This window comes from Flagellimonas algicola, assembly GCF_005937185.1.
In the GTDB taxonomy this organism is placed as follows: domain Bacteria; phylum Bacteroidota; class Bacteroidia; order Flavobacteriales; family Flavobacteriaceae; genus Flagellimonas; species Flagellimonas algicola.
The window spans coordinates 603,006-625,926 of sequence record NZ_VCNI01000001.1 but is presented as its reverse complement, the minus strand read 5'-3'; the positions used below and the strand labels follow the sequence as shown (position 1 = coordinate 625,926).

Genomic DNA, 22,921 nt, shown 5'->3' with positions numbered 1-22,921 from the left:
GTCATACTTAGTGAAAAAATAATTTTTCAGATATGACTAAAGGAAAGAAAAAATCCATCTGGGGATGGGTATTGATGGGGGTTATTGCCCTTGTGGCCGCAATTTTTCGTGATGCATGGATTCCCCATGTTAAAAAGGTTCCCGGCCTTAAAGATGTGGTTGAAACCTTGGAGGAAAAGGCTGAGGCATAACATTAACTCACTTAATTATTAGAGATGAACAAGAAATTTGATTTTAACGTACTTGATTCAATGACCGTCAAAAGTGAAACTTTGAAAGGTCTTGCCGTCGAGTTCAATCCATTGCAGGCCGATGGCGTTACGCTGGCTGTGCTTTCCGACCTTAACAAGGTCTCAATTGATGTTTATTTGAAGCGTAACGGCGGTGATACCGAGTACATTTTTAACGGCTATTTGGAGGACTATCTTTTGGGTCTGTACAGCCAAACGCCCCTTTTGGAGCTTTATAAGACGGCCCGTGGCCTTACTTATAAAATGTTCTTGGATTTTGGCGGTATTCTTGCCTTGCGTGGCAATGACCAACTGGTTGTAAAAATGAGGGCGCAAAACACTGCATTTACCTCTTTGAGTACGGCGCAATCCTCGTTTAACGTGGAAACGGTTCCGGCCCTAGGGCCGGATACACCGCTAACTGTGGTAGAGGGTATGGGAATCCCGGCGGGAGAGACCAACGTCAATATGATTTTGGGCGATAACGTTTTTAGGGCCGTGGCGGTCACCGACCGTTCAAACGATTACTTTGCCTCCAATGCCGCCAAGTTTGACGGTGTGGAGATTAGCGGCGAGGATTTTGTGAAGAATGTTAGCAAATCCCTTTTGGAGATTGAGAACATTAGCTATTTGCGAAACAACCCTGAGACGGTAATCGAGGACTTGGTGCTTTATTGGGAAGATGAGCCATTAATGGGCGGAAGGCTTCAGGGCAAGCTTACCCAATCTGCCGACCCTGATTCAAAGGTGATGGTGGTAAGACGCCAATGGATGTAAGATAACCTTAAACCTGACAAATGACTTTATTTAGGATTCTTTTAAAGATACTGGGCCATTTTGGCCTAATCGATACGTCTGAAAAGCAGCAGATGGCTGCTGATATAGAGGCGTTTGAGAACAAGGCCACGCCTGATAGCAGTAATAAGATAATGGCAATATATGGCAGGGTTCACCAAGAACTTTTGGTGAAACTGCTATTGCCTTTCCTTTATTTCTTTGGCATCCGGTATTTGAACCAAATGATTAAGGAGGACGTTACAGACCCCTTTGACGATTAATAAAAATAGGTAAATGGCTTTATTACCCTACAAAGGGGGTTACAAACCTCCTTCATATATGGGGCCTACCTCGGTAGGTACCAAGGCCCCCACAAAACCGGGCGGCGGCTTCCTTGGTCTGGTTTCCCAAGTTTCCGGTGTTGCTAATATCCTAGGTAGTATTGTTGGTGCAAAGGTCATCAGCAAAACGATAGGGCAGGCTTTAAAGGATGGTTTTGATTGTTGGGGTTCCACTTGGACACCTACACGGGCCAAAAAAGAGCTTCCGGCGTGGATTTCCCACATAGGGGCCAAGTACAAAAAGTCCTTGGAGGTCTATCCAGACCAAATGGAGAGTTCCGTAAACCGATTCTTCCAGACCTTTTGGTCTTTGAACTCGGTGACGGGTACCAAATTGGAGGATTGGATAGGCTGGCGCTACACTTCTGCAAAGGATTGTACCAAACGTGGACTGATTGCCCTTGAAAAGGGTATAGTTGGCTATATGGACGAACTGGCGGCTAATGCTGTGGAGATTGGCCCAAAAATAGATAGAAAGGTAACGGTCTACAAGAAGACCATTACCCTTTATCGCAGGCAGCATGGAAAGGTGCAGCCCTATAAGATGTCGGTTCCGCAAATTAGGGTTGCAAAGGTCAAAGCGGCCCCTGCGCCCGTGACCAAGCCTAAAAGCGGCGACCCTGTTTTTGAAGATATTAAGACCAAGCAGCCACAGCAAGCGGGTGGCACCTTGATTGGGTTAGTTGCCCTTGGGCTGCTTTTGGGTAAAAAATTCATTAAATAAGAAACTATGTTTTACGATTTAGGTAGGCAATTCGCAGATACACTGGGCGTTAGTGGTTCCAAGAAAACAGGAAGAAAAAGAAGTTATAGGTATCGTGTTGTGGTCAGTACCCGTAACGGCCGTGGCCGTTACACCCAAAGAACCATTTCTAAGCACTATACCCTTAAGAACGCGAATAAAAAGGCTAGGGGGATACGTGGCGCACGTGTTGTCCCGATTGGGAAGCAAAGAAAATAAGTTGTTTTGTTTGGTTAATAAATGGTGATTTTGGACCCTCTCGTAAGAGGGGGTTTTTTTTAAAGTAAATGTTATGCAAAGTAATGGTAAATCCTTCACGTCCAAGCAAAAAACCGGCTTGTTGGTCTTATTGGCCTTTATACTCTTTTCCTTCAAAAAGAAGCCAAAAGGCGATGTAGAGGTAGGGGAGGGCGATTTTGGCGCACCGGGAACCGACGGGGAATTGCCCGCAGACACGGAAGCCGGGACGGAAGGGCCAAAGAAACCTGATCTAAAGACACCGGGCTACGTTCCGGCAAAATCAAAGATTCCATCGATGGGCAAGAATTATAATGACCATAACCTAAAGCATGGTGAACACATCACCAAGGGCGTAAAGCAAAAAAAATGGGGGCTGTGCATAAGTTCATAACCAAATATTGGATGGTCATTTTGGCCGGGGTGCTGCTTTCGACCTCGGGGCTTTTGGCTTTGTTGTGGCCGAAAAAAAAGGCTTCGGACAAGGTGCTTGACGATGTGGACGAAAACGACAGCGATTTGGAGAGCGTTGACGCAAGGGTCATAGCCGATGCGCTCTGGTTGGAATTTGACGGCCTAGGGGGGTCTAGCGGAAGCAAGATAAACAAGCTGTTGAAAGGGCTATCATTGGCCGATTTTAAAAAGGTGTCCGAGCAGTTTGGAACAAAGTACAGGGATGACATTTTGGGCGGTGAAGGCGGTTGGCTTTTTGGAAACAAAAAACGTGACCTTATTTACTGGCTTGGTGCCGAATTGAGCGATAGCGAAAAAATGGAGCTGCGCAAAATCAATCCCAATATTCCAATTTAAACACCAAAAAAAATGACTGACAATGCAACCAAAAAAACTGATTTTACTAGCGTGGGCGCTGCCCTTCGTTACTGTGATTATTGCGGTACTGCTGTTTTGTACTGCTCTTGCAAGTCCGGTAATCGGGGCCGTTCTTATCTATCGAAATTACACGGGGTTCCGAATGGAAAGAAAAAGGCTGTCGGAGAAAGTAAAAGCATTTAAAGAGGGGTACAAATGGTAACAAGTGATAACGGTATTTCGCTTATAAAAAAGCATGAGGGGCTAGAGCTTCAAGCGTATAAAGACCCTATTGGCATTTGGACAATCGGCTATGGCCATACCAAGGATGTTGCGCAGGGCCAAGCGGTCACCAAAGAGGAGGCTGAAAAATTCTTACGGGAAGATTTGGGCGTTGCCGAAGGTGCCGTTAAAAAATATGTTCTGGATAAGGGCATTCCGTTGCAGCAACACCAGTTTGATGCGCTTGTCTCGCTTGTTTTCAATGTTGGGCAGCATAACATCTTTACGAAAAAGTACAACAACGGTTTTGTTTCGGGCAGTACACTTTACAATAGGCTGCTGGTTTTTGATTTTGACGGTGCCGCAGATAGGTTTTTGGATTTCGTAAGGGCAGGCGGCAAAATATTTAACGGCCTAAAAAGAAGGAGAGCGGACGAAAAGTCGCTTTTCTTAAAAAAAAACTCCGCTTTGATTGATGCCGTTTTCGGCGCAATCTCCGGTACTCTGATTATGTGGGTTTTAGGAAAGGCGGCAAATGTTATTTAACCGATTGGAATATATAAAAGTCTATGGCGGTGCCTGTGTGGCGTCCGTTGTTAATTTGTTTGATTTTGGTGTGGACGAGCTTAACGTGTTTTTGCGTGTACTGGTGCAATTGTGCCAAGTGGTGCTAACGCTTTCCCTTATCTGGTTCACCGTAGTAAGAATTAAAAACCACCCTAGGAATGGCAAGGAAAAGGAAAAAGAGGTTGATTAAAAACCGATGGGTCAAGTTCACCCGTAACAAGGGGGAGTTCAAGAACTCCAACCCATTGGCCCGTTATAAGTACAAAACGGTTTTTGGCGGTAGGGTGAAGTATTACCTCAGTTATCGGGATTGGTCTTTGGACAAACCCCATAAAACCTATAAAGCGTAATGGACAAGGTTTTTAAGGTCATCAATAATGTTTTTGGCAAATCCGAGGTATCGGGCAAGCTGCTGGAACTGTTCAAGGGCCAGCGACAAAAGCAACGGGAATTTGAATTGGAGCTAAAGAAGCTTTTGCATGCTGAAATGACCAAGGAGTTTCAAGACCTTGCGGATGCAAGGGACATGCAAAAAGCGGCCTTGGCCCAAAATGATTTGTTTAGTAAGAGGTTCGTTTATTATTTGGCTGCCGGGCTTTTGCTGGCCACCACCTTGATAAGCCTACTTCCTTTTTTTGTGAATATCCCACAGGATAGCATGAACTTGGTAAATCGGGGCACCGATTTCTTTTACACCGTAAGCGGTGGTAGTATCATAGCTTTCTTTTTTGGGGCAAAAGTCGATAAATAATGCAGACATATAAACCGCCGGGAGGTGGTGATACATCCAATTTGGTCACCATAGATACGCCTCAGGTGATAACATCCGAAAAAACCTTTAGCGTTGCGCCCGATGTGGAGGATTCGGCCACCGATTACACGGCGTACGTACCTCAGAACGTGGCGCACGTTACGGGCGATATGTACACTAGTGGGATACTATCGGCCACAATGGCATATCGTGAAATAATGGGCGAGCTTCATTTTCATGGTATTTTTTCATGGATGAACGTTGCTGTAACCAATGGGGATGTTCTTCAAAGTACTTTTTTCATTGATTGGCCCGCTCAATTTACCAGAAAGGAAGGAGGGGCAATTTATACGGCTCCCTATATGTACCAGGGTACCGCTTGGATGAATTCCTGCGGCAATATTTATGGTCTGAATGGGGTTCGTATTCATATACAGTACAATGCCCAAGAAGATAGGGCGGCGGGAGGAAGGAGCCTTTATTATAGAGGTAGTGCGGTGTTGGACAAGAGTTAAAACCGTGTGGGCCTTGGCCCGCACTTAACATATACGCAATGCAGACATATAGGCAATCGGGAGGGGCCGAGCCGATAGGGCCGTACAACCAATTGGTCGATACTTTTAGTAGCGAGTCCGGGAACTTGGCGTCTGTTCCTCCACAATTCACTATGTACTGGAAGGAGCATTTGGGGCTGTTTTATGTTCATGTAGGTTTTACAATTGGTGTTTTCAATGCCAAAACTGGTGACCAATTTGCGCTTTTGACGTATTTAGGTCTTCCGTTTATAGCTGACTATGATGTTTCATCGGTACCTGTACTTCTTCCTGCTTACGTTTCAAATGCAAACGGTGGCCAAGGGGTCTTTTTACCTGAAACTTGTAAAATAGGCTCTGACGGTTCAATGGTTTTCAGGGTTTGCGGCGTTGATTTGGTCACTACAAACAACATGGACATAGAAGTCCATTCAACATTTGTTTTTAGGGGAAGTTTACAAAACTAAATTTTAGATAATTATGTGTACTAAGAATATTGAGGATTTAAACCAAGTGGTTTGCGCACTGGAGAGGCGTTACAAGGGGGAGAAAATTGAGGTTGAGCCGATAATGCTTGTTTCCGAAGAACTGTTGACGATGACCGAGGCTGTTCCGGGAACTTTCTTTTACGGCATTTTGACCGTTGGGGCGGACACGGTTTGCGATATTGAACTTGCGGACGGCAACCAAATGAATATTGCGGCCAACAGCCAGATCATTGAATTTATTGCAACTTTCCAAATTGATGGCAATAGTGAGGGCGCCGCATTTTTCAGGGGTTGGGAAATCAAAGTGCCTAACCAATCCACGGGTTATATGACCGTTTGATATAATAGGGTTTAAAGGCCCGGTTTTCTAAAGGTTGGTATCTAGGTATTGCCAACAATAAAAAAGCCCCGTAAGGGGCTTTATTTGTTTTTACACGTTGGGTAAATGTTTCACTGCATAAGTGGTGAGTATGTCCTGAATGAAATTTTTATAGTCCCGGTCGTGGTACGCTGCCAATATCTGTAGCCGTTTCTTTGTGCTGGATGATATATCGATGTTTTTTTTGTGCTGCTGCTCGTGCTTGAACTTGTCGCAACTTATCAGTTCATCGTTGTGGGTAATTTGAATCTTGTGTTTTGAATTTGTCATTTCTGAACGGAAATTTAATGGTTAATGTAAGTTTTGATTTTAGTTTTGTTAGGTTGTTCAGTTGTGGTATAAAATTATGCAAACATAATATAATGTTGCTAATATACACACTATCAAGTATATACAAAATATATTTCGTGCATACGCTGCTATTTGTCGGTAAAAAGACGCAACCGTTACACCTTCCGGCCGTCTTTTAAGATTTTTTATTTTTTTTTTCTTTAGCCGTTTTTATTGTCGGCGCACGTAGCGAAAACCGCAAGTTGAGCGTTTAACGGGCGTTGATAATCGGCGTTTGCAGGGTAGGATGTCGCACGATTTTCGGCCCAAGTACCAAACCGGCCGGCCCCCATATCTGCAAAACTTGCTTTTGCTTATGGGGGAGGTTTGGAAACTTTGCCGGAATAATCCGGGCGACAAATCCGCCGTTTTATATTCCCTCAACAATTTTTTTTTATCTGGACGCCACGCCCGAAGTAACACGTGGCATCTGGTTGCATTTGTGCAACCTTTTTTTTTCTAGTTGACTGATAATCAACCAAAAGACCCTAAATGTTAAAGGAACTGTTTTTTACGGTCTGGAAATCTCTGGGAACTCCAATGTTTACAGGGTATACGGGAGTTTTAGGGGCTAAGTTGTGATTTCCCAGATAGTTACGTGTAACTCATTGATTTTCAGAATATTTCCTAAAATGCTGATAATGAAGGTGTTAACATGTGTTGAAAAATATTTCTAGGATATGTAATATACATTCATTATGGAGGTAATATTTAACATATTATATTTTGGAAATAAATGTATACAAAGTATACTTGTTCCATAAAACAACACTTCTACGTTCTTTGAAATCCTGTCTAGTCCATTGGTGGAATTATTAATCCAAAAATTTCACTAATGAAAAATACATTAACCAAAATAGAAGAATACATTGAGATAAACCTTAAGGGTTTTGACAATAAAAATGCGGCAAGCTCTGGCTATCGTTGTGCCTTGCTCAATATCAAATCGATTATCGAGAACGATAAATTTGATAAAGAAGGATACATTGAGAAAAACCTTAGCGGTTTTGACAATGAGAATGAGCAAGGGAAAAGGCCAAAAGGCCCGGTGAACGCTCATATGTTCCCAATTCTGGATATGCTTTGCGAGGCTGCCGAGATAGCCCATGACATCAGGGACTTTGAAGTTGTTTTTGAAGAGGTTAAGGGTTGCGATAGGCCTTGTGGGCCAAGTGACTTTGAACCGGGCGGCAAATGTGATAAAAATGGCTTCTATCCCAATGATGTAAATGCCTATGGCTTTACCGATATCGAACATGAGGCCGTTTTGAAGTTGTTAAAACAGATGGAGAAGGCCGTTTGTGTCACTTATACGCTGGCCGATGGATTGGAGGGCATGCCCGACATCCAAATCGATAAGGTGCTATTTCTTGTAATAATGTCCGCTTTTGCCAAAAAGTGGGATAGAATCCATAGCAATGTCAAAGCAAGCTGAGAGCGGCGGCCTAATCAAGGTCATCGAGGGTAATTTGGTTTGGCTGCACTGGGGTTTTGACCCGTTCAACTGTTCGTTTCGAATTGCCTACCATGTACGGTGTACGAACATGTACACGGGCGTAACGACTTACGCCCGTAGTAGAAAGTACAAGACAAAGGCGGTGCGGGAGGCAATACAATCAAATTACATGGAATGTGCGATAAGGGGCTACAACAAGTGGTAGATGGTGAGTCTTACAGAAAGGCGAAAATTGCCGAGACCGAGAGATTGCTAACTACTTGTACAAGTGATAAAAAGTACTGGGCGTTGCTCGGGCAGCTTGAATTTTTGACCAAAGGGCAAGAATGATTATATTGTCCTTCAAAGTTCCTAAATTTTCGAAATGTTAAAATTCCCGTTTTACGGGGGCTTATAAACTGGCATTTGTACTATAATTTATATTATGTCAAATAAAATATTTAAGAATACATTTCAACCGCTATTATCCTACTTCAAATACCTCCCAAACCAAGCATACAATTCTTCAAAATATTCATCCCGCACTTCCTTTAATGAATGTGTACCGTTAACGTACTTGACCAATTTGTAGGGCACTTTATGCTTACTAAGCTTTTTAGCAAAATCCAAAGTATATTCTGGCGGTATCGATGCGTCATTTTCACCTTGCAAAATTAGAATGGGAACAGTTTTGGGCAGTTCATGCACCCAATATATGGGTGATCTTCTTTCCAGGACTGCCTTCTTGTTTACATTGTAATTGGGAATGAATTCGGACCACCATTCATCCAATTCTGGATCATCAATGGCCGTTCTTAAAATATCAGTTGAAGGACCACCAATGGCCATAGCTTTGAATTTGTCCGTTCGTTTTAAGGTCAAAAACGAAGTCATGCTTCCTCTGCTCCATCCAAACATCCCCAACCGGGAAACGTCTGCCTTAGGCTCAGCTGCCAATACGGGTATCAGGTTTAAAACATCATTAATATCACGGCCTCCATATTCCTCTTGCCCTTCGCTTCCACCATTACCTCTGTATTGACTTGCGGCGATAACATACCCTTCGTGGGCCAATCGAGCCAACTCTCCCAATCCTATGGACGAAACATAATGGGTAAGCGACCCAAATTCAAGACTTCCTCCCCGATTGTAAATAATTGCTGGATATTTTCCAGGCTTCTTGGGCTGCAACAAGAACCCCTTAACTCTTAAACTATCACTCCAATAGGTAATCCCTTGAACATCTACTTTGTCAAAATGCGCAAACCGACTTGTATCCAACTTTATACTGTCCCTTGCCCTTTCTTCCGTATTTTGGATATAGGTTAAAAGCTCCTCAAAATTCTTTAACTCGACCCGTTCAACAATACTTCCATCCGTTTGTGAAAATGCCCAAATGGATAGCAGCTGACAAGCAAGGATTTTTAAATTCCTCAACATATGAAACTGATTTTGCGGGGGGATTTACAATTTGAAAGCTTTAAATGTATCCCGATCAAGCATAACATACTTCCCAATTTGTGCCACTGGTAGCTATGGATGTATGAAAGGTAACTGGAAATAAACGGAAAGATTCTTCTCCGAACCTAAGGTTTCTCACTAATAGCGTGTTCTTCTATATACTCCTGTAACATTGAAGGCTCAGGGCCAATATAATGGAAGCGCTCTGCCCACTCCAGTTCATAGGGTTTGCCAATTTCCTTGTCCGAAGGTACACCCCGCATACGCTGCGAATCCTTGTCCAAAACAAAGTGCTTGATGTAATTCCGGTTGGCCGTTGCATCATCATTGCCCAAAATGGGCAGGGATTTTCCTTTTTCGGATAAACTTTTTTTAAGTCTTGCCCCTGCTTCGCCACCCGGGCCCTGGGTCACAATTACGGCATTGGCCTCTACTTTACGGTCTATAGTTTCGGTGATTTCCACAATCCTATTGACCAACTGCGGTCCTCTGGCAAAATAATAGCGCTCTGCGGCAACATGCGGTTTCAAGCCCGCTTCAAAATGCTCGGGATAATCAAGGCGTCCGCCAGACATCCACCGTGCCGATTCTACCGCCATTGCCGTGATATAGTGATCAGGGTTTTCTTCGTAGTGCCCCCAAGGATCATAAGTGATTATGGTATCCACTTTCAATAAGCGAAACAAAAAAATAAGTCTCCCTCGCAACTCTTGTATGCTGATATTGTCCATACGATGATTGCGGTATCCCAAATCATAAACTTTGGATATTCCAAGAGCCTTGGCCACACGTTCATTGTCTTTTTCATTGTTATAGATCACCTCTCCCACCGTAGCTCCCCTACCGGCATGGTCATCATTGCTGGTCCGAATCAAATAGCCAGTGTACCCCTCTTGAATGAGCTTGGCCACCGTTCCTCCCGCAAATAGGGAAATATCATCATTGTGGGGTTGAATGGCCGCCAAGACCTTGCCCTTATGTGGTTTTCCCGACACATGTTTTTCTATGACTACCTTGTCCGTATTGTTCAACTTTTGGGTGTATTCAAAAGATTTTGGGAAGGTGGGCAGCAATCCCATGGCAACACTTTTGCCTATAAATGATCTTCTTTCCATAATTGCTGATTTGTGGTTCTTTCAAATATACGTGATATAGTTTCCAGGATTATCTCTTGAGTTTAAAATAATCGACCTATCCTGCTGTAAAACAGGACTTTTCCGGATGGTTTGAACTATCTGGAAAGTGACAATGCCTAATTCGGAAAAAGTAAAAAGGATATAAATATCCTAAATCTGATAATTGTCATATTATTTGGAACCACCCCCCTCTAATTTTGTGCGCATGAAAAGCTGTGTGATTCTTTTCGTTGCTTTATCCATGCTGGTGAGACCGCTTTGGCCCATTGTGGAATATGTTGTCAACTACAACTATATCGCGACAGTGCTTTGTGAAAACAAGGAAAAACCACAGCTTCAATGCAATGGGAAATGTTACTTGGCCAAACAATTGGAAAAAAGCTCGGGTCAGGATGAACAAAATCCATTTGGGGAACATAACCCAAATACCGAGATTCAGCATCCCGTCTTTTTCCAGTCCTTATTAGAGACTGGACTAGCAATCCAATTTACCAGTAAATCAGATGAAAATTTTAATCATACTTCCCTCCTATTTCCCATGCTTTTTGCAGAGGATATAAGCCAGCCTCCTGAGATTTCCTAATGTTGCCCATTGTAGTTGTTTGTCCAAATAGGCCATGTCTTATGGATAGCTGCTACCCTTTCTTTTCGAAAATTTATAAACAATAATCAGGATGAAAATCAATAGTAATCTTGGGCGTTTTTCTTTAGGTGAAATTGCCCCTGGAAATAAAGTCTTGGTCCTCGCTTACCTCTGTCTTTTTCCATTATTTGGGCAGTTGTATGGACAAGAGTTCCAAATGGACTCCCTTACCCAAACCATTTTGCCGGTTAGTTTGGAGGAGGTCATTCTTATTTCTTCATATAAAAAATCCTTGGAGCACAATTCGCATCACAAACCGCTTTCCACTCTGGATGAATATTTGGAGTCTTCCAAAAAAGTAAACTTGATAAAACGTGGAGCCTATGCCTGGGAGCCCATATTAAATGACATGGGCACCGAACGTTTGGCAGTTACCATTGATGGGATGCGCATTTTTGGAGCCTGCACGGACCGTATGGATCCGATAACCTCCTACGTGGATGTTTCCAATCTGTCCGATGTTCATGTGACCGGCGGACAGCAGGGAGCCAAACAGGGTGCAACCATTGGGGGCGCCATAGACCTACGTTTGGAGAAGAGCAATTTTAGACCTCTGGATTGGACCGCATCCATTGAAACAGGGTTCGAAAGCAACAATATGGCCCAAATTGTGGGTGGGGAACTCAACTATTCCAATGAACAGTTTTATCTGGATACGGATATTATTTATCGCAAGGCAGATAATTATGTGGATGGTAATGGTGAGGAAATCGCCTATTCCCAATTTGAAAAGTATAATCTCTCTGCCAATGCCGGATATAAGGTTGCCGAAGGAAAACAGTTTTTGGCCAGTTTTATTTTTGATGAGGCCCGTGATGTTGGGTATCCGGCCTTGCCCATGGATGTTTCTTTGGCAAGGGCTTTAATCGGTTCGGTTAGCTGGGAGCAATCCAATTTTATCGGAGAGTTTGAGCAATGGGAAACCAAACTGTATGCCAATTCCATTACACATGTGATGGATGATAGCCAGCGTCCGGATGTTCCTATTCGAATGGATATGCCGGGATGGAGCGATACTTACGGATATTTTTCCCAGGCCCAATTAAAATTGGATGATCATACATTGCTACTCAAGCTGGATGGATTTTACAATCGCTCTTTAGCGGAGATGACCATGTATCCCAATGACCCCAATCAGCAAGAAATGTTTATGCTGACCTGGCCCGATGTTCGAACCCTGAATACCGGCTTTTATGGAGAGGACACTATTGGGCTGCAAGGAGGCACCTTAAAATTGTCCACTAGAGCTACATTTCAAGGGTTTAATGTTGCCGATTCTTTTGGGCTTAACAGTCTGCGCATCTTTTATCCAGAAATGGAACAACGTCAAACCCGATTTTTAAAAAGTGTGGCCGCGCAGTTTCACAAGAAGTTCAAGACCGTTCACTTTACGGGTGGCGTGTCCTACGGCGACAGGGCTCCCACGGTGTCTGAAGGCTTTGGATTTTATCTGTTCAACAGTTTTGACAATCATGACTACATTGGGAATCCAGACTTAAAGAACGAGAAAGCTCTTGAGGCCAAATTGAAACTTTCCGTGCCTTTGGAAAAACTCAGTCTTGGATTGGATGCCAATTATTTCCATACCATGGATTATATCATTGGAGAGATAAGCCCTAATCTAGATGTTATGACCATTGGTGCTGAAGGTGTCAAGGTCTATAATAACCTGGATTATGCAGCGCTATACAATCTTGGTTTAGATGCCGGCTATAAGTTTAGTCCTGCCCTTGACCTCAGTGGTACCGTTACCTACCATCGGGGTAAGGATCAAGATGATAGAAACCTCCCTTTTATAAGCCCGCTTTCGTATGCAGCACAATTGCAATACGGAAATGGAAGTTTTTCAGGTTCCTTTAGCATGCGTGGTGCAGCTGATCAGGTGAACTTCAATCCGGAGTTTGGAGAAGACCGAACAGCCGCATATACGGTATTCTCGGCGTCTTTGGGAAAGACCTTTTCCATTCAGAAAGACAAAATGCTTGTAAAAGCTGGAGTTGAGAATATGTTTGACACCTTCTACTCCACCTATACCGATTGGAACAATATTCCAAGAATGGGGCGGAATTTTTATATGACCGTTTCCTACGCCATTAATTAAATCATTAAAAACAGAAATACATCAACTATGAAAACAATAAGACCTTTTTTAATAGCACTAACACTGATATTGGGATTTTCGTCCTGTTCTGACAGTGAAGACGACCCTATAATAATTGATGATAACCCCCTATCGGATTATGTAATGCTGACCGCTATTGTATCCAATACCCATAGCGTGGAGATTTATTCAGAAGCCCAGCAAGCATTTACTGTTGGTTACAATGAACTCTTTCTTCGAATTAAAGATGAGTCAAGCGATACGTATATCTCCAATGCGGATATTTCCTGGAAGCCGATGATGCACATGACAGAAATGATGCATTCCTGCCCAACATCCAGCATATCAGTGACTGAGAATGCCTCGGTCTATAAAGGTTACGCGGTATTTCAAATGCCGGGCAACTCAGAGGAATATTGGGAAATGGAAGTGGAATTTACCATAGACGGGCAATCGTATTACGTATCCGAGCATATTGAAGTGACGGCACCTACTGACGGAAATCAACGGGTTTCCGTGTTTATGGGATCAGATGAAACACGTTATGTCCTGGCCATGATGCCTTTGGAGCCCGAAGTTGCGGTAAATGACATAGCAGCAATGCTGTTTAAAATGGAGAACATGATATCCTTCCCCATAGTGGAAAATTATAGGGTAAATATTGATCCCCGGATGCCGGGTATGGGCAACCATAGTTCACCCAACAATGAACCCCTTGTTTACGACGCCGAATCCAAAAGCTATCAAGGAAAGCTGTCCTTGACTATGACGGGATACTGGAAAATCAATATGATATTGAAAAATGAAAGTAGTGAAGTAATTAAGGGAGAGGAAGTTACAGACGATAACGAAAGTAGTAGTTTATATTTTGAATTGGAGTTTTAAGCGAATTCTTTAAGAATGAAAAAGACCACCTTTTACAGGTGGTCTTTTTCATGATGTAAATATCTTGTTTTAAAGTTTGATATCTTGGACGGTGCCGTCGGGATATGTTAAGGTTGCATCATCGTCGCATTCTCCATCGCCAAAATCAACTAAGATGGTCAAACCATTTTTGGCAACGTTCATACTTCCGCTGGTCAAGTATTCGCAACCCAAGGCACCCTGAAGGTCATTTACGGTGGTCACCGAATAGGTGTCGCCATCGGCCTCAACTTGCCAGGTTCCTGATAAACTAAATGTGCTGTTTTCCAAGGAATCACCAAAGGTAAAGCTAAAAGTTTTGGTTCCATTTTCAGAAACAATGCTTCCATCCTCCATCTCAATGGTCATATCACTCTCTACAGTAAATGAAATTGTATTCTGCTCTGAGTTGGCAGACAGCGCATAGATTCGTGTACCATTGATTTTGATGTCACCTACATAAAAGTCTTCATATACTGCTGTAAAGGCGGCAGTTTCATTTCCAACTTCATAGGTAACGGTCAATGTGCCATTAACGTTATCTGTACCATTCAGGACACAGTTATTAAAAGTGGCCACAAATCCAGTATCCGTGTACTCCGCAGAATAACAGTCGTTACTTCCCTTGGCCGATTTAGCCGTTGCGCTATTGGCAAACAATTCTGCCAAGGCGTTATCCGCAGTTCCGGCAATATCATCAGTGCTTAAAATAGTTTGAAGGTTTGCTTCCGTTAGTATTTGGTCACCCGTGGAGGTAGCATCCTCACTACAAGATTGAAAACCAGCTATTATCAACGAAAATAAGGCCAAGGCTTTCCAGGTTCTGTTCAGTCTGTCCATGTTACTATAGTTTATGTGTTGTTTGCACTAACGTAACAAGAAAGGGCTTTAGTGTCGCCAAAGGGGACAAATCGATAAAATGCGCTCTTCATTCCGAATATCAGTAAAAATCCAAGGATTTGTCTTATTTTACGGTATGCAATTATCCGTTTACAAAGAAATTTGTGCATTACATACGTTGAAAAAGGTGTTAACCCTGGTGCTTTGTTTTATAGTATCTCACCTAACAGCACAAGTAGGACCAGTTAAGGTAACAGAAACCAAAAGCAAGAACCGAATTGCCTTTTTTGCCGAGAACAGGACGTTTACTGACTATGACGTTTTGTTCGAAGTAAAGGGAACCAATTTTAGGCAGAGTGCTGCAAAGCCTAGATGGGTAAGGGTTCCTGCTGCTTCCAGGGTACATCTGAAGACCATTATCTTGTTACGGGACAAGCAACCGGTTTACACCAAAACGTTAAAGACCAACGACAGTTTGTCCAAGCGGGCATTGAAAAAGGAATTTGAGGTCCTGGACATTCCCCCTCCCAAAATCAAACCCAAAAAGCAAATTACCATTTACACTTCCTCTGGTTGTGCCAGCTGTGATAGCATTGTAAATCAATTAAATTCCAAAAATTACATTTTTAGAAGTGTTTCGTTGGATGAAAAACCGGAAGTAAAGGAACAATTGGGCAAGTTTTTGGCCAAATCCACCCAAGAAATGGATTCCTTGTCTAACCCTATAATCAGTCTAGGAGGAAAACTGTATAGCTGGATTACTTCTTTTGATCAAATGATAGAGGAAGTGGAGCGGGATTAAGGCTATTTTTGGGCAATGATTATCCACATTTGTTTGCTGTCATCACGTTCCCAGTCACCATGATCCCCGATTTCAGAAATTACGGTAAAGCCGGCTTGACGCAATTCCCTTCGAACATATTTAGGTCCCAAGGAATGGGCATTGACCTGATCTCTTCTGGATTTTCCCCGGACCCTGTCCTTCAATTTTTCCAACAGTATCACCTTGCCTCCCACTTTTAAAGCATCCTTGACATGTCTCAGGATTTTCTCATGGGAATCCATTTCATGATAGGTGTCTATTATGAATATGGCATCGAGTTCATCCTCTGGAAGTTTTGGGTCGTCATAATCCCCTCTAATGGTAATGATGTTTTTAAGGTTGCGGTCAGCCGCATTTTCCCTCAAAGTTTCCAGTCGGTCTGAGCGTACATCTACGGCATATACCCTACCCTCATCCTTAACCAGGCGTGCCAACCGAATGGACAAATAACCTTCGTGGCATCCTATATCCGCAACCTTATCACCACTTTCAATTCCAGAAAGTTGTAAGAGATACTCGGTCTTCATCCATAAATCACGCTCAGGCCAATCTTCCTCGGTGTATTGTGCCTCACAGACAACTAAACCCAGAAAGAAAAGCCAAAGCGTGGAATGGTATTTTTTCATCTTTGGAATCAATCCTCAATTAGGCCTTGCCCTTCTATCCAAGGTGCGCCAGCCGCTTTCAGTTCTGCCTCAATGGACGGAATGGTATTCTGTATTAGCGCGTTAAGTTCCTTTTTAACATCGCTCAATTGCTTGCTGGCCCTTTGAAGAGCTGCTTTGTGGTTACCCGTAGGCCCGTAGGTATTGCCCAATGCCACCTGCCCAATAAATGCTCCATCTGCCGGTGAAGGTGGGTTCTTCTCCCCTACCTCATTTCTGGATGGGCTACCACTCATTGTCTTTTTGATGGCCTGCAGTTGGGACCTAAGCTCATAAAGTTTGGTAGACAAGGCTGCAGTTGGATTTGAAGCTTGAGCAAAGGCACGCTTCATAGCATCAACCTTGGCTATGCTTCTATCCAAATTGGTATTGGTCGCGGTCATATTCTGCTGAAAAGCTTGGAACTGTTCCCTAAAGGCATCAATCTCGCTAGTAGGTTTCGCAGGTAACGCACCTTTTCTCAGCGGTTTCACTTCAAAATTTTGAGCTCCGGAAAGTTCTTTCAGTTCTCCATTAACCCGCTGGTAAAGGGTTACTGAATATTTGCCAGGTGTAGCTGTATATGGCGACCCTAAAAAGTCATCATCATCCCCTTTGGGTTTTTCAAGTTTGATACCGGTTCTGTCAGCATATTTTAGATTCCAGGACACTCTGTTGAATCCTTTTTTATTGGTTCCCATTACGGAATTGACCACATTTCCTCGAGCATCCCTAACCAAAAGTACCAACTCTGGTTTTTCCTGATTGTTTTCTTTATCCAAGGCCTCCCAACCTGGGAAAGCAATACTGGAGTTCTGCTTGTTCAATGTTTTCTCACGCTTGACCCTTGCTTCTTTCAGTGTTTTTAATTTCTCTGGAAGGAAATAGGTGAACACCGCTCCGTAAGATGGATTTTTTGCGGCATATTGCGTATTACCTTGACCGTAAACCTCATCTTTTTCGATGTACCAATAGGCTGGTTTTACTTTGTAAAGGGTAGCTTCTCCCATTTTGGAGGCATCAAAATCCCTCAAAGCCGAAATATCATCCAATACATAGAATCCACGTCCAAAGGAAGCACCGACCAAGTCATCTTCCCTTCTTTGAATGGTAATGTCACGGAAGGAGATTGTAGGTAATCCACCCTCCAACTGCATCCAAGTGGCCCCACCATTACTGGTGAAATATATGCCGAACTCAGTGGCAGCAAACAAAAGACCTTTTTTCTTATGGTCTTGAACAATCCTCCATGTAATCAATCGCTTTGGAAGGTTTCCATTGATGAAGGTCCAGCTGTTTCCCTTGTCCGAACTTTTTAAGATATAAGGTTTGAAGTCACCCTCCTTGTGATTGTCCAACACCAAATACACCGTATTGGCATCATAAAGATCAGCCCTTACATCGTTTACAAAAGCTCTGGAAGGAACTCCCTTAATAGTTCCCAAGTTGATTTTTCTCCAACTGCTACCTCCATTCTCAGTCACTTGAAGAATTCCATCATCCGTACCCGCATAGATCAATCCCTCTTGGATGGGTGATTCTGCCAATGACGTAATGGTATTGTAATTGGACATAGCCAGTACATCCCATGAGTTGTCCCAGCTTTGCTGACGACCCATGATTGGCAAGTTCAAGCGTTCTTCATTTCTTGTCAAATCACCCGAAATGGCTGTCCACTCATCTCCCCTATTCTCGGATTTCCAAACCCGGTAGGAAGCAAAGTACAATCGCGTAGGATTGTGCGGGCTAACCAAAATGGGAGCATCCCAATTAAATCTCTCATGGGGCTCTCCCGCTGCAGGCTGGGGTTGAATAAATACCGTTTCACCTGTAGTTTGATCTATTCGCCATAGCCAACCCTGCTGGAACTCACCATAAGTGATATCTGGGTTTCCAGGTTCGGTGGCAGATTGATGTCCGTCAGCCCCCAACGTAATCCACCAATCGGAATTTAAGATTCCTGCACTACTAGCCGTTCTGGATGGCCCACCATGGGAACCGTTGTCCTGTGTTCCCCCATAGATATTGTAAAATGGAGCAGAATCATCTACGGCAACCTTATAGTATTGGGTCAAGGGTAGATTTCCAAAATATCTCCAAGTCTTTGTCAAGTCGTATGATTCATATAGTCCACCGTCCGTTCCAAAAAGGACATAATTTGGGTCCGACTTCTTAAAAGCCATGGCATGACTGTCCACATGCTTTTTCTCTTCGTTCATGCTTGTAAAGGTCTTTCCATGATCATCTGACACTTGTACCACATTGTTCATGAGAAATAATTTCCCTTCATGATGGGGAGATGCGTATAATTCTTGATAGTAATGAGGACCTGTGGCTCCACCTACGGCATCTGATTGCTTTTTCCAGGAAGCCCCTCCATTTTTGGAAATGTAAACCCCACCTTTTCTTCTATCCAGCTCAATGGCAGCATACAGGGTTTCGTTATTAAAAGGTGATAGTGCAAAACCAATTTTCCCCATATTGGATTTGGGAAGGCCATTGCTCAATTTGGTCCAGGTATCGCCTCCATCTGTACTTTTATGTAGTCCGGAACCAGGGCCACCGCCCATAAGCGCAGCAACCGTTCTGTGTCTGTCCCAAGTGGCAGCATAGATCACATCCGGATTGGTTGGGTCCATGGCAATATCTGTAACACCGGTCCACTCATTGTTCCCCAATGTTTTACGCCAGGTCTTGCCACCATCTGTGGACTTATAGAATCCGCGTTGTCCGCCTTTGCTCCAAAGTGGACCTTGGGATGCTACCATAATAACATTGGAGTTATCTGGATGCACAATAATTTCTGAAAGATGCTCGGAAGATTTCAAGCCCATGTTTTTCCATGTCTTTCCTTCATCATGGCTTACATAGATTCCGTCTCCAAAACCAACGTGCCTACCTCCAACATTTTCACCGGTTCCCACCCAAATGGTGCTCGGGTTATTGGGGTCAATGGTAACACAGCCAATGGAATAGCTGGACTGTTTGTCAAAAATTGGTTTCCACGTAGTACCATTGTTAACGGTTTTCCATACGCCGCCAGAACCTACGGCCACATACCAAACACTTTCATTTTTTGGATGGATGGCAATGTCTGCAATTCGACCCGAAGTAAGGGCCGGACCTAGACTTCTAAACTCGAGTCCTTTGAAAGTTGTTGAATCTGTTTTTTGGGCGGTTAAGTGAAGGGAAAAAACAAAAAGAAATAGGATTGCTGAATAAATTCTCAAGCGGTGTTTCATTTTAAAAAATTAGATTGAATTAGTCGCTGAAAGATAAGTAAATACATCAGCCTTAAATCTAAAAAAAATGTGAAAAAATGAGTTTATCTATCTTTTAATCGATAAACAAATTTTAAGCCGCTCCAGTCCTCGTTCACAGCGGCTACTTTGGTGTCCACCAAACCAATAGCCAATAGATATTCCCTTATCGGGTCACGTTTTAGTTCTGTTGCTATTTTGGAACTTCCTTTAGGCCAACTTACCCATAACATGCCAGTTTTTTTTAAAGCAGGTTTATTGCTCTCAACAGCTGCTTCAAGTTCTGACCAGATTGTACAGAAAATATGAATGAAATCGATTGATTCCGGACGAGCCTCCTCGACAAATGAAATCTCAGATGGCAAATCAGAAAACAAATTCAGGTAATACTCAGGTTCATTGACCAGCAGGATGGCAAAACCTTCCTTTATCCCCAATTTCTTGGCCAGAGGAGTTCCTGAATATCCTGTGATTGTATTCAAAATACTGTTTTAGGGCTAAAATAAGTTATGATTCCTAGTTTTGGGTCTTTATAAATTGTAACAAGTTGTCAATAGCGCCACTGGCACTTTTCTGAACCGCCTTTTTTCCAATTAAGAACCCGAGAATCTTTTTAAGAAGGGATTTGGACTCCCAATAGAACTCAACTTTTAAGTGGCTGGTTCCATCCGATTTTGGTGAAAAAATATAGAATTGGTAAAAGTCGTCAAACAAAGGGTGGTTATGGGTCAATTCCCCATAAATTAAATTTCCTGGATTGGTCTCCTTGGAAATGGTGATAAAATCCAGATGCTTGCCATTGATCACACAGGTATGTTCACTTCCCAATCTGGTAACCTCATGTTCGTTGTATTCCAATTTGTCCACTCCCTGCTGCCAATTGTGTCTAAGCGCATAGTTGGTTATGTTTTCCATAACCTCCTCTGCCGGAACCGGAAAATCCTGTTGCACTACAACTTTGGGAGGTATATCAAATCTTAGCAACTTGGGTTGAACAAAACTTCGTAGTTTTAACTCATTGGGGTCTATGACGGAATAGATGTATTCCACTTCATTTTCATCATAAATGTCTGAGCCTTGCCTAAACCTAAACATCTTGCTGGAATAATATGGGGACAACATGATGTCCAGCGCCAATTTCCGACTTATCAGCGCATAGTTATCGCTGTCCACAGAATTCTTCAATAGTCTGTGGGCTTCTATCACTTGTTCCCCAAAAGGTTTTCGGGTGCCCTGCACCTCTATATGCTGCAGATGTCCGCTATGAGCAATGATCTTGAGCTGTAGATTGGGAGCTGTGGCACATGCATTGCATGGACAAACCCTATTTTTCTCCAACATCTTTAGGTGGCTGTAAAAAGCCGTGAACATAGATTCAATCTGCGCCAAGAGATTTTCTTGGGAGGGTACTTCATTCTCCTTATAAAAGAAAAGGGCATCACCTTCAATTTCTGCCAGTTTTAAATCTTGGGTGTTGGCATTAACCAGCACTTCCAATAATTCCGATATTACATGTTGGCTATGTTCTATTTCCGTTGTTTGAATAAACTTGGTATATCCAGAGATATCTGGAATGAACAAAAGGGATTTGGACATGTTTTTGATTGAGCGTTACACTAAATAGTCTGGTCTGGAAAAAGAAACTTACGTCACTTAAACCGTTTCGTTTACTCTTCCAACTCGGTCAACATTTGTTTGAATCCAAGGGCCGCTCCATTGGTCCAGCCAAAACCATCCTGGGTTTCATACTCCCCGCCTCCTGATAACAGGCTTAAATCCTCCACATTATACTTCTCCATCATTTTGCCGGTATTCTTATACACCTTTTCGTTGAGGGCCAACCACCGGTGCATAATTTCGATAGCTTCCTCTTTAAAACCATAGTTCAAGAGGCCTTTAACGGCAATCCACTGTAGCGGTGCCCAGCCATTTGGAGCGTCCCACTGCTGTCCGGAATGCTCCAAGGTAGTAAGCAAACCACCATCCTTCAAAAATTGGGTCATGATAACTTCCTTTACCAAGTTTGCCTGTTCTTGGGTAGCTATTTTAAAATAAAGCGGAAACATAGCCGCCAGAGTTGGGTTGGGTGTACTACCCTCCTTTTCAAAATTGTAGTCCAGATAGAATCCTTCTTCCTGATTCCAAAGGTATTCTTGAATCAATGTTTTCCTCTTTTCGGCTAACAGAGTATATTTTTCTTCCAGCTCAGGCTTGCCATCTAGATTTGCTCCTGTTGCAATTAGTTGCTCCAAATAATACATTAGGCAATTCAAGTCAATGGGTATAATGGCCGTGGTTTCAGTGGTTTCAAATTTCCCTTTTTCACCATACCATCGGGAACTAAAGTCCCAGCCAGAGGCTGCGGCCGACCTTAAGTTCTTGTATAAAGTTTGTTTGGATGAATCGGTTGACAATTCACTGGCCAAATGCAGGTCTTCCTTGTAAGCTTCTGGCCTAGGGGTTGTACCTTTATCCCAGTAACGATTCAAAAAGCCCGACTGCCCCATGGGAACTACATGTTGGACTGCAGCCTCAATTTTACCGTCGGCCGATCCTTGCATCCAAAACTCATATTCTTTGATGAGTTGTGGCAAGTATTTTACCGTTAACTCATGGTCCTTTCGGGCTATTGCCCCAACCATAAGGGCATAGAAAGGAGGTTGGGACCTAGTTCTATAATAATTACGCGTACCGTTTGGTATAAAACCTATGGAATCAATCAAAAAACTAAAATTGTCCACCATGTTGGTGGCAAGATCATCCCTGCCAGCCACTAAAAGCCCTTCCAACGTAAAATAACTGTCCCAATAGTAGATTTCTTGAAACCTTCCTCCGGGAACAACATACTTATAAGGCAGTGATATCCTAGAAGCATGCGGCACAGCGGTATCTGGTCCTCGCGTAAGTTTGTCCCACATCAACGCAATGTGTTCATACATGGTTTTGGTGGTGTCTGTTTCAAATTCCAATGCTTTCATGGATTGGTCTTCAAAGTTATTTGCAACAAAAACGGATAAATCAAACCCCTCCTCCTGTTTAGCAGTAAGGTACTCCCCTTCAAGTTTTAAAAAATGCTTTTGTGGTACTAAATCAACAAACGTTTTGGAATCCTTGAACAATCCAGAGAGCTGGACAGCTTTGAACAGTTCTGTTTGATATAAACTTTCGGGTGTAGCGGAATATTGCTGCCTGCAGCAAATGATAAGTAAACAAAGAAGAACAAATGCGATGAATCGTAGTTTCATTGGAAAGGGAATTGTATTGAAAA

29 protein-coding genes are annotated in these 22,921 nt (G+C 43.0%); 20 read left to right on the top strand and 9 right to left on the bottom strand.

Annotation, left to right across the window (positions count from 1 at the left end):
- Window positions 1-32 precede the first annotated feature (32 nt).
- The 14 genes from FGG15_RS20050 to FGG15_RS02715 all read left to right on the top strand — a co-directional run bounded on the left by FGG15_RS20050 (window position 33) and on the right by FGG15_RS02715 (window position 6,038).
- Complete coding sequence (locus FGG15_RS20050; protein ID WP_161991904.1) at window positions 33-191, top strand: hypothetical protein; 159 nt, start codon at window positions 33-35, stop codon at window positions 189-191.
- Window positions 192-215: 24 nt separating this feature from the next.
- Window positions 216-1,007: a hypothetical protein gene (locus FGG15_RS02775; protein ID WP_138832976.1), complete on the top strand. Its 792-nt coding sequence runs from the start codon at window positions 216-218 to the stop codon at window positions 1,005-1,007.
- Between the two features lie 20 nt (window positions 1,008-1,027).
- Window positions 1,028-1,288, top strand: a complete 261-nt coding sequence (locus tag FGG15_RS02770) for a hypothetical protein (protein WP_138832974.1) — start codon at window positions 1,028-1,030, stop codon at window positions 1,286-1,288.
- Window positions 1,289-1,301: 13 nt separating this feature from the next.
- Window positions 1,302-2,072, top strand: coding sequence for a hypothetical protein (locus FGG15_RS02765; RefSeq protein ID WP_138832971.1), 771 nt, complete (start codon window positions 1,302-1,304; stop codon window positions 2,070-2,072).
- Between the two features lie 6 nt (window positions 2,073-2,078).
- The gene (locus FGG15_RS02760; protein WP_138832969.1) at window positions 2,079-2,309 is read left to right on the top strand and encodes a hypothetical protein; all 231 of its coding nucleotides are present in this window, start codon (window positions 2,079-2,081) and stop codon (window positions 2,307-2,309) included.
- 73 nt (window positions 2,310-2,382) lie between these two features.
- On the top strand, window positions 2,383-2,721 hold the full coding sequence (locus FGG15_RS02755; RefSeq protein WP_138832967.1) for a hypothetical protein: 339 nt from the start codon (window positions 2,383-2,385) through the stop codon (window positions 2,719-2,721).
- Window positions 2,706-3,137 carry a hypothetical protein gene (locus FGG15_RS02750; protein WP_138832965.1) on the top strand — a complete coding sequence of 144 codons (432 nt, stop codon included), beginning with the start codon at window positions 2,706-2,708 and terminating at the stop codon, window positions 3,135-3,137. Before FGG15_RS02755 ends, FGG15_RS02750 begins: the two co-directional genes overlap by 16 nt.
- Window positions 3,138-3,353: 216 nt before the next feature.
- The gene (locus FGG15_RS02745) at window positions 3,354-3,905 is read left to right on the top strand and encodes a lysozyme (RefSeq protein ID WP_138832963.1); all 552 of its coding nucleotides are present in this window, start codon (window positions 3,354-3,356) and stop codon (window positions 3,903-3,905) included.
- Window positions 3,895-4,116 carry a hypothetical protein gene (locus tag FGG15_RS02740; protein ID WP_161991903.1) on the top strand — a complete coding sequence of 74 codons (222 nt, stop codon included), beginning with the start codon at window positions 3,895-3,897 and terminating at the stop codon, window positions 4,114-4,116. The genes FGG15_RS02745 and FGG15_RS02740 overlap by 11 nt, the downstream gene beginning before the upstream one ends.
- Entirely contained in the window at window positions 4,085-4,276 is a 192-nt protein-coding gene (locus tag FGG15_RS02735; RefSeq protein ID WP_138832959.1) for a hypothetical protein, read from the top strand. The genes FGG15_RS02740 and FGG15_RS02735 overlap by 32 nt, the downstream gene beginning before the upstream one ends.
- Window positions 4,276-4,677, top strand: a complete 402-nt coding sequence (locus tag FGG15_RS20170) for a hypothetical protein (RefSeq protein ID WP_138832957.1) — start codon at window positions 4,276-4,278, stop codon at window positions 4,675-4,677. Before FGG15_RS02735 ends, FGG15_RS20170 begins: the two co-directional genes overlap by 1 nt.
- Window positions 4,677-5,192 carry a hypothetical protein gene (locus FGG15_RS02725; RefSeq protein ID WP_138832955.1) on the top strand — a complete coding sequence of 172 codons (516 nt, stop codon included), beginning with the start codon at window positions 4,677-4,679 and terminating at the stop codon, window positions 5,190-5,192. The genes FGG15_RS20170 and FGG15_RS02725 overlap by 1 nt, the downstream gene beginning before the upstream one ends.
- Before the next feature lie 38 nt (window positions 5,193-5,230).
- A complete protein-coding gene (locus FGG15_RS02720; protein ID WP_138832953.1) occupies window positions 5,231-5,677 on the top strand; it encodes a hypothetical protein in 447 nt (148 codons plus the stop codon).
- A 13-nt stretch (window positions 5,678-5,690) separates the two neighbouring features.
- The gene (locus tag FGG15_RS02715) at window positions 5,691-6,038 is read left to right on the top strand and encodes a hypothetical protein (RefSeq protein ID WP_138832951.1); all 348 of its coding nucleotides are present in this window, start codon (window positions 5,691-5,693) and stop codon (window positions 6,036-6,038) included.
- Window positions 6,039-6,128: 90 nt separating this feature from the next.
- Here the strand turns inward: FGG15_RS02715 and FGG15_RS02710 are convergent, their stop codons facing one another.
- Window positions 6,129-6,347, bottom strand: a complete 219-nt coding sequence (locus FGG15_RS02710; protein WP_138832949.1) for a hypothetical protein — start codon at window positions 6,345-6,347, stop codon at window positions 6,129-6,131.
- 895 nt (window positions 6,348-7,242) lie between these two features.
- Between FGG15_RS02710 and FGG15_RS02705 the strand changes: the two genes are divergently transcribed.
- Complete coding sequence (locus tag FGG15_RS02705; RefSeq protein ID WP_138832947.1) at window positions 7,243-7,842, top strand: hypothetical protein; 600 nt, start codon at window positions 7,243-7,245, stop codon at window positions 7,840-7,842.
- 195 nt (window positions 7,843-8,037) lie between these two features.
- Window positions 8,038-8,193, top strand: coding sequence for a hypothetical protein (locus tag FGG15_RS20045; protein ID WP_161991902.1), 156 nt, complete (start codon window positions 8,038-8,040; stop codon window positions 8,191-8,193).
- Window positions 8,194-8,331: 138 nt separating this feature from the next.
- Here the strand turns inward: FGG15_RS20045 and FGG15_RS02700 are convergent, their stop codons facing one another.
- Window positions 8,332-9,282, bottom strand: a complete 951-nt coding sequence (locus tag FGG15_RS02700; protein ID WP_138832945.1) for an alpha/beta hydrolase family protein — start codon at window positions 9,280-9,282, stop codon at window positions 8,332-8,334.
- A 146-nt stretch (window positions 9,283-9,428) separates the two neighbouring features.
- Window positions 9,429-10,418 (bottom strand): PIG-L deacetylase family protein, encoded by a 990-nt coding sequence (locus FGG15_RS02695; RefSeq protein ID WP_138832943.1) that lies wholly within the window; start codon window positions 10,416-10,418, stop codon window positions 9,429-9,431.
- 226 nt (window positions 10,419-10,644) lie between these two features.
- Here FGG15_RS02695 and FGG15_RS02690 point away from each other — a divergent pair, with 226 nt between their 5' ends.
- The 3 genes from FGG15_RS02690 to FGG15_RS02680 all read left to right on the top strand — a co-directional run bounded on the left by FGG15_RS02690 (window position 10,645) and on the right by FGG15_RS02680 (window position 14,068).
- Complete coding sequence (locus tag FGG15_RS02690; RefSeq protein ID WP_138832941.1) at window positions 10,645-11,022, top strand: hypothetical protein; 378 nt, start codon at window positions 10,645-10,647, stop codon at window positions 11,020-11,022.
- 91 nt (window positions 11,023-11,113) lie between these two features.
- On the top strand, window positions 11,114-13,183 hold the full coding sequence (locus FGG15_RS02685) for a TonB-dependent receptor (protein ID WP_138832939.1): 2,070 nt from the start codon (window positions 11,114-11,116) through the stop codon (window positions 13,181-13,183).
- Window positions 13,184-13,210: 27 nt separating this feature from the next.
- Window positions 13,211-14,068, top strand: coding sequence for a hypothetical protein (locus tag FGG15_RS02680; RefSeq protein WP_138832937.1), 858 nt, complete (start codon window positions 13,211-13,213; stop codon window positions 14,066-14,068).
- A gap of 69 nt (window positions 14,069-14,137) precedes the next feature.
- Here the strand turns inward: FGG15_RS02680 and FGG15_RS02675 are convergent, their stop codons facing one another.
- Window positions 14,138-14,926 carry a hypothetical protein gene (locus FGG15_RS02675; protein WP_138832935.1) on the bottom strand — a complete coding sequence of 263 codons (789 nt, stop codon included), beginning with the start codon at window positions 14,924-14,926 and terminating at the stop codon, window positions 14,138-14,140.
- 79 nt (window positions 14,927-15,005) lie between these two features.
- Between FGG15_RS02675 and FGG15_RS02670 the strand changes: the two genes are divergently transcribed.
- Window positions 15,006-15,728 (top strand): glutaredoxin domain-containing protein, encoded by a 723-nt coding sequence (locus FGG15_RS02670; RefSeq protein WP_138832933.1) that lies wholly within the window; start codon window positions 15,006-15,008, stop codon window positions 15,726-15,728.
- A 2-nt stretch (window positions 15,729-15,730) separates the two neighbouring features.
- Here the strand turns inward: FGG15_RS02670 and FGG15_RS02665 are convergent, their stop codons facing one another.
- From FGG15_RS02665 to treF, 5 genes are all read right to left on the bottom strand, one after another.
- Entirely contained in the window at window positions 15,731-16,375 is a 645-nt protein-coding gene (locus tag FGG15_RS02665; RefSeq protein ID WP_138832931.1) for a class I SAM-dependent methyltransferase, read from the bottom strand.
- An 8-nt stretch (window positions 16,376-16,383) separates the two neighbouring features.
- Entirely contained in the window at window positions 16,384-19,635 is a 3,252-nt protein-coding gene (locus FGG15_RS02660) for a sialidase family protein (RefSeq protein ID WP_237561732.1), read from the bottom strand.
- A gap of 83 nt (window positions 19,636-19,718) precedes the next feature.
- Entirely contained in the window at window positions 19,719-20,135 is a 417-nt protein-coding gene (locus FGG15_RS02655; protein WP_237561731.1) for a DUF3052 domain-containing protein, read from the bottom strand.
- A gap of 34 nt (window positions 20,136-20,169) precedes the next feature.
- Entirely contained in the window at window positions 20,170-21,249 is a 1,080-nt protein-coding gene (locus FGG15_RS02650; protein ID WP_138832929.1) for a DUF2652 domain-containing protein, read from the bottom strand.
- Between the two features lie 71 nt (window positions 21,250-21,320).
- Entirely contained in the window at window positions 21,321-22,898 is a 1,578-nt protein-coding gene (treF, locus tag FGG15_RS02645; protein WP_138832927.1) for an alpha,alpha-trehalase TreF, read from the bottom strand.
- Between the last annotated feature and the right edge of the window lie 23 nt (window positions 22,899-22,921).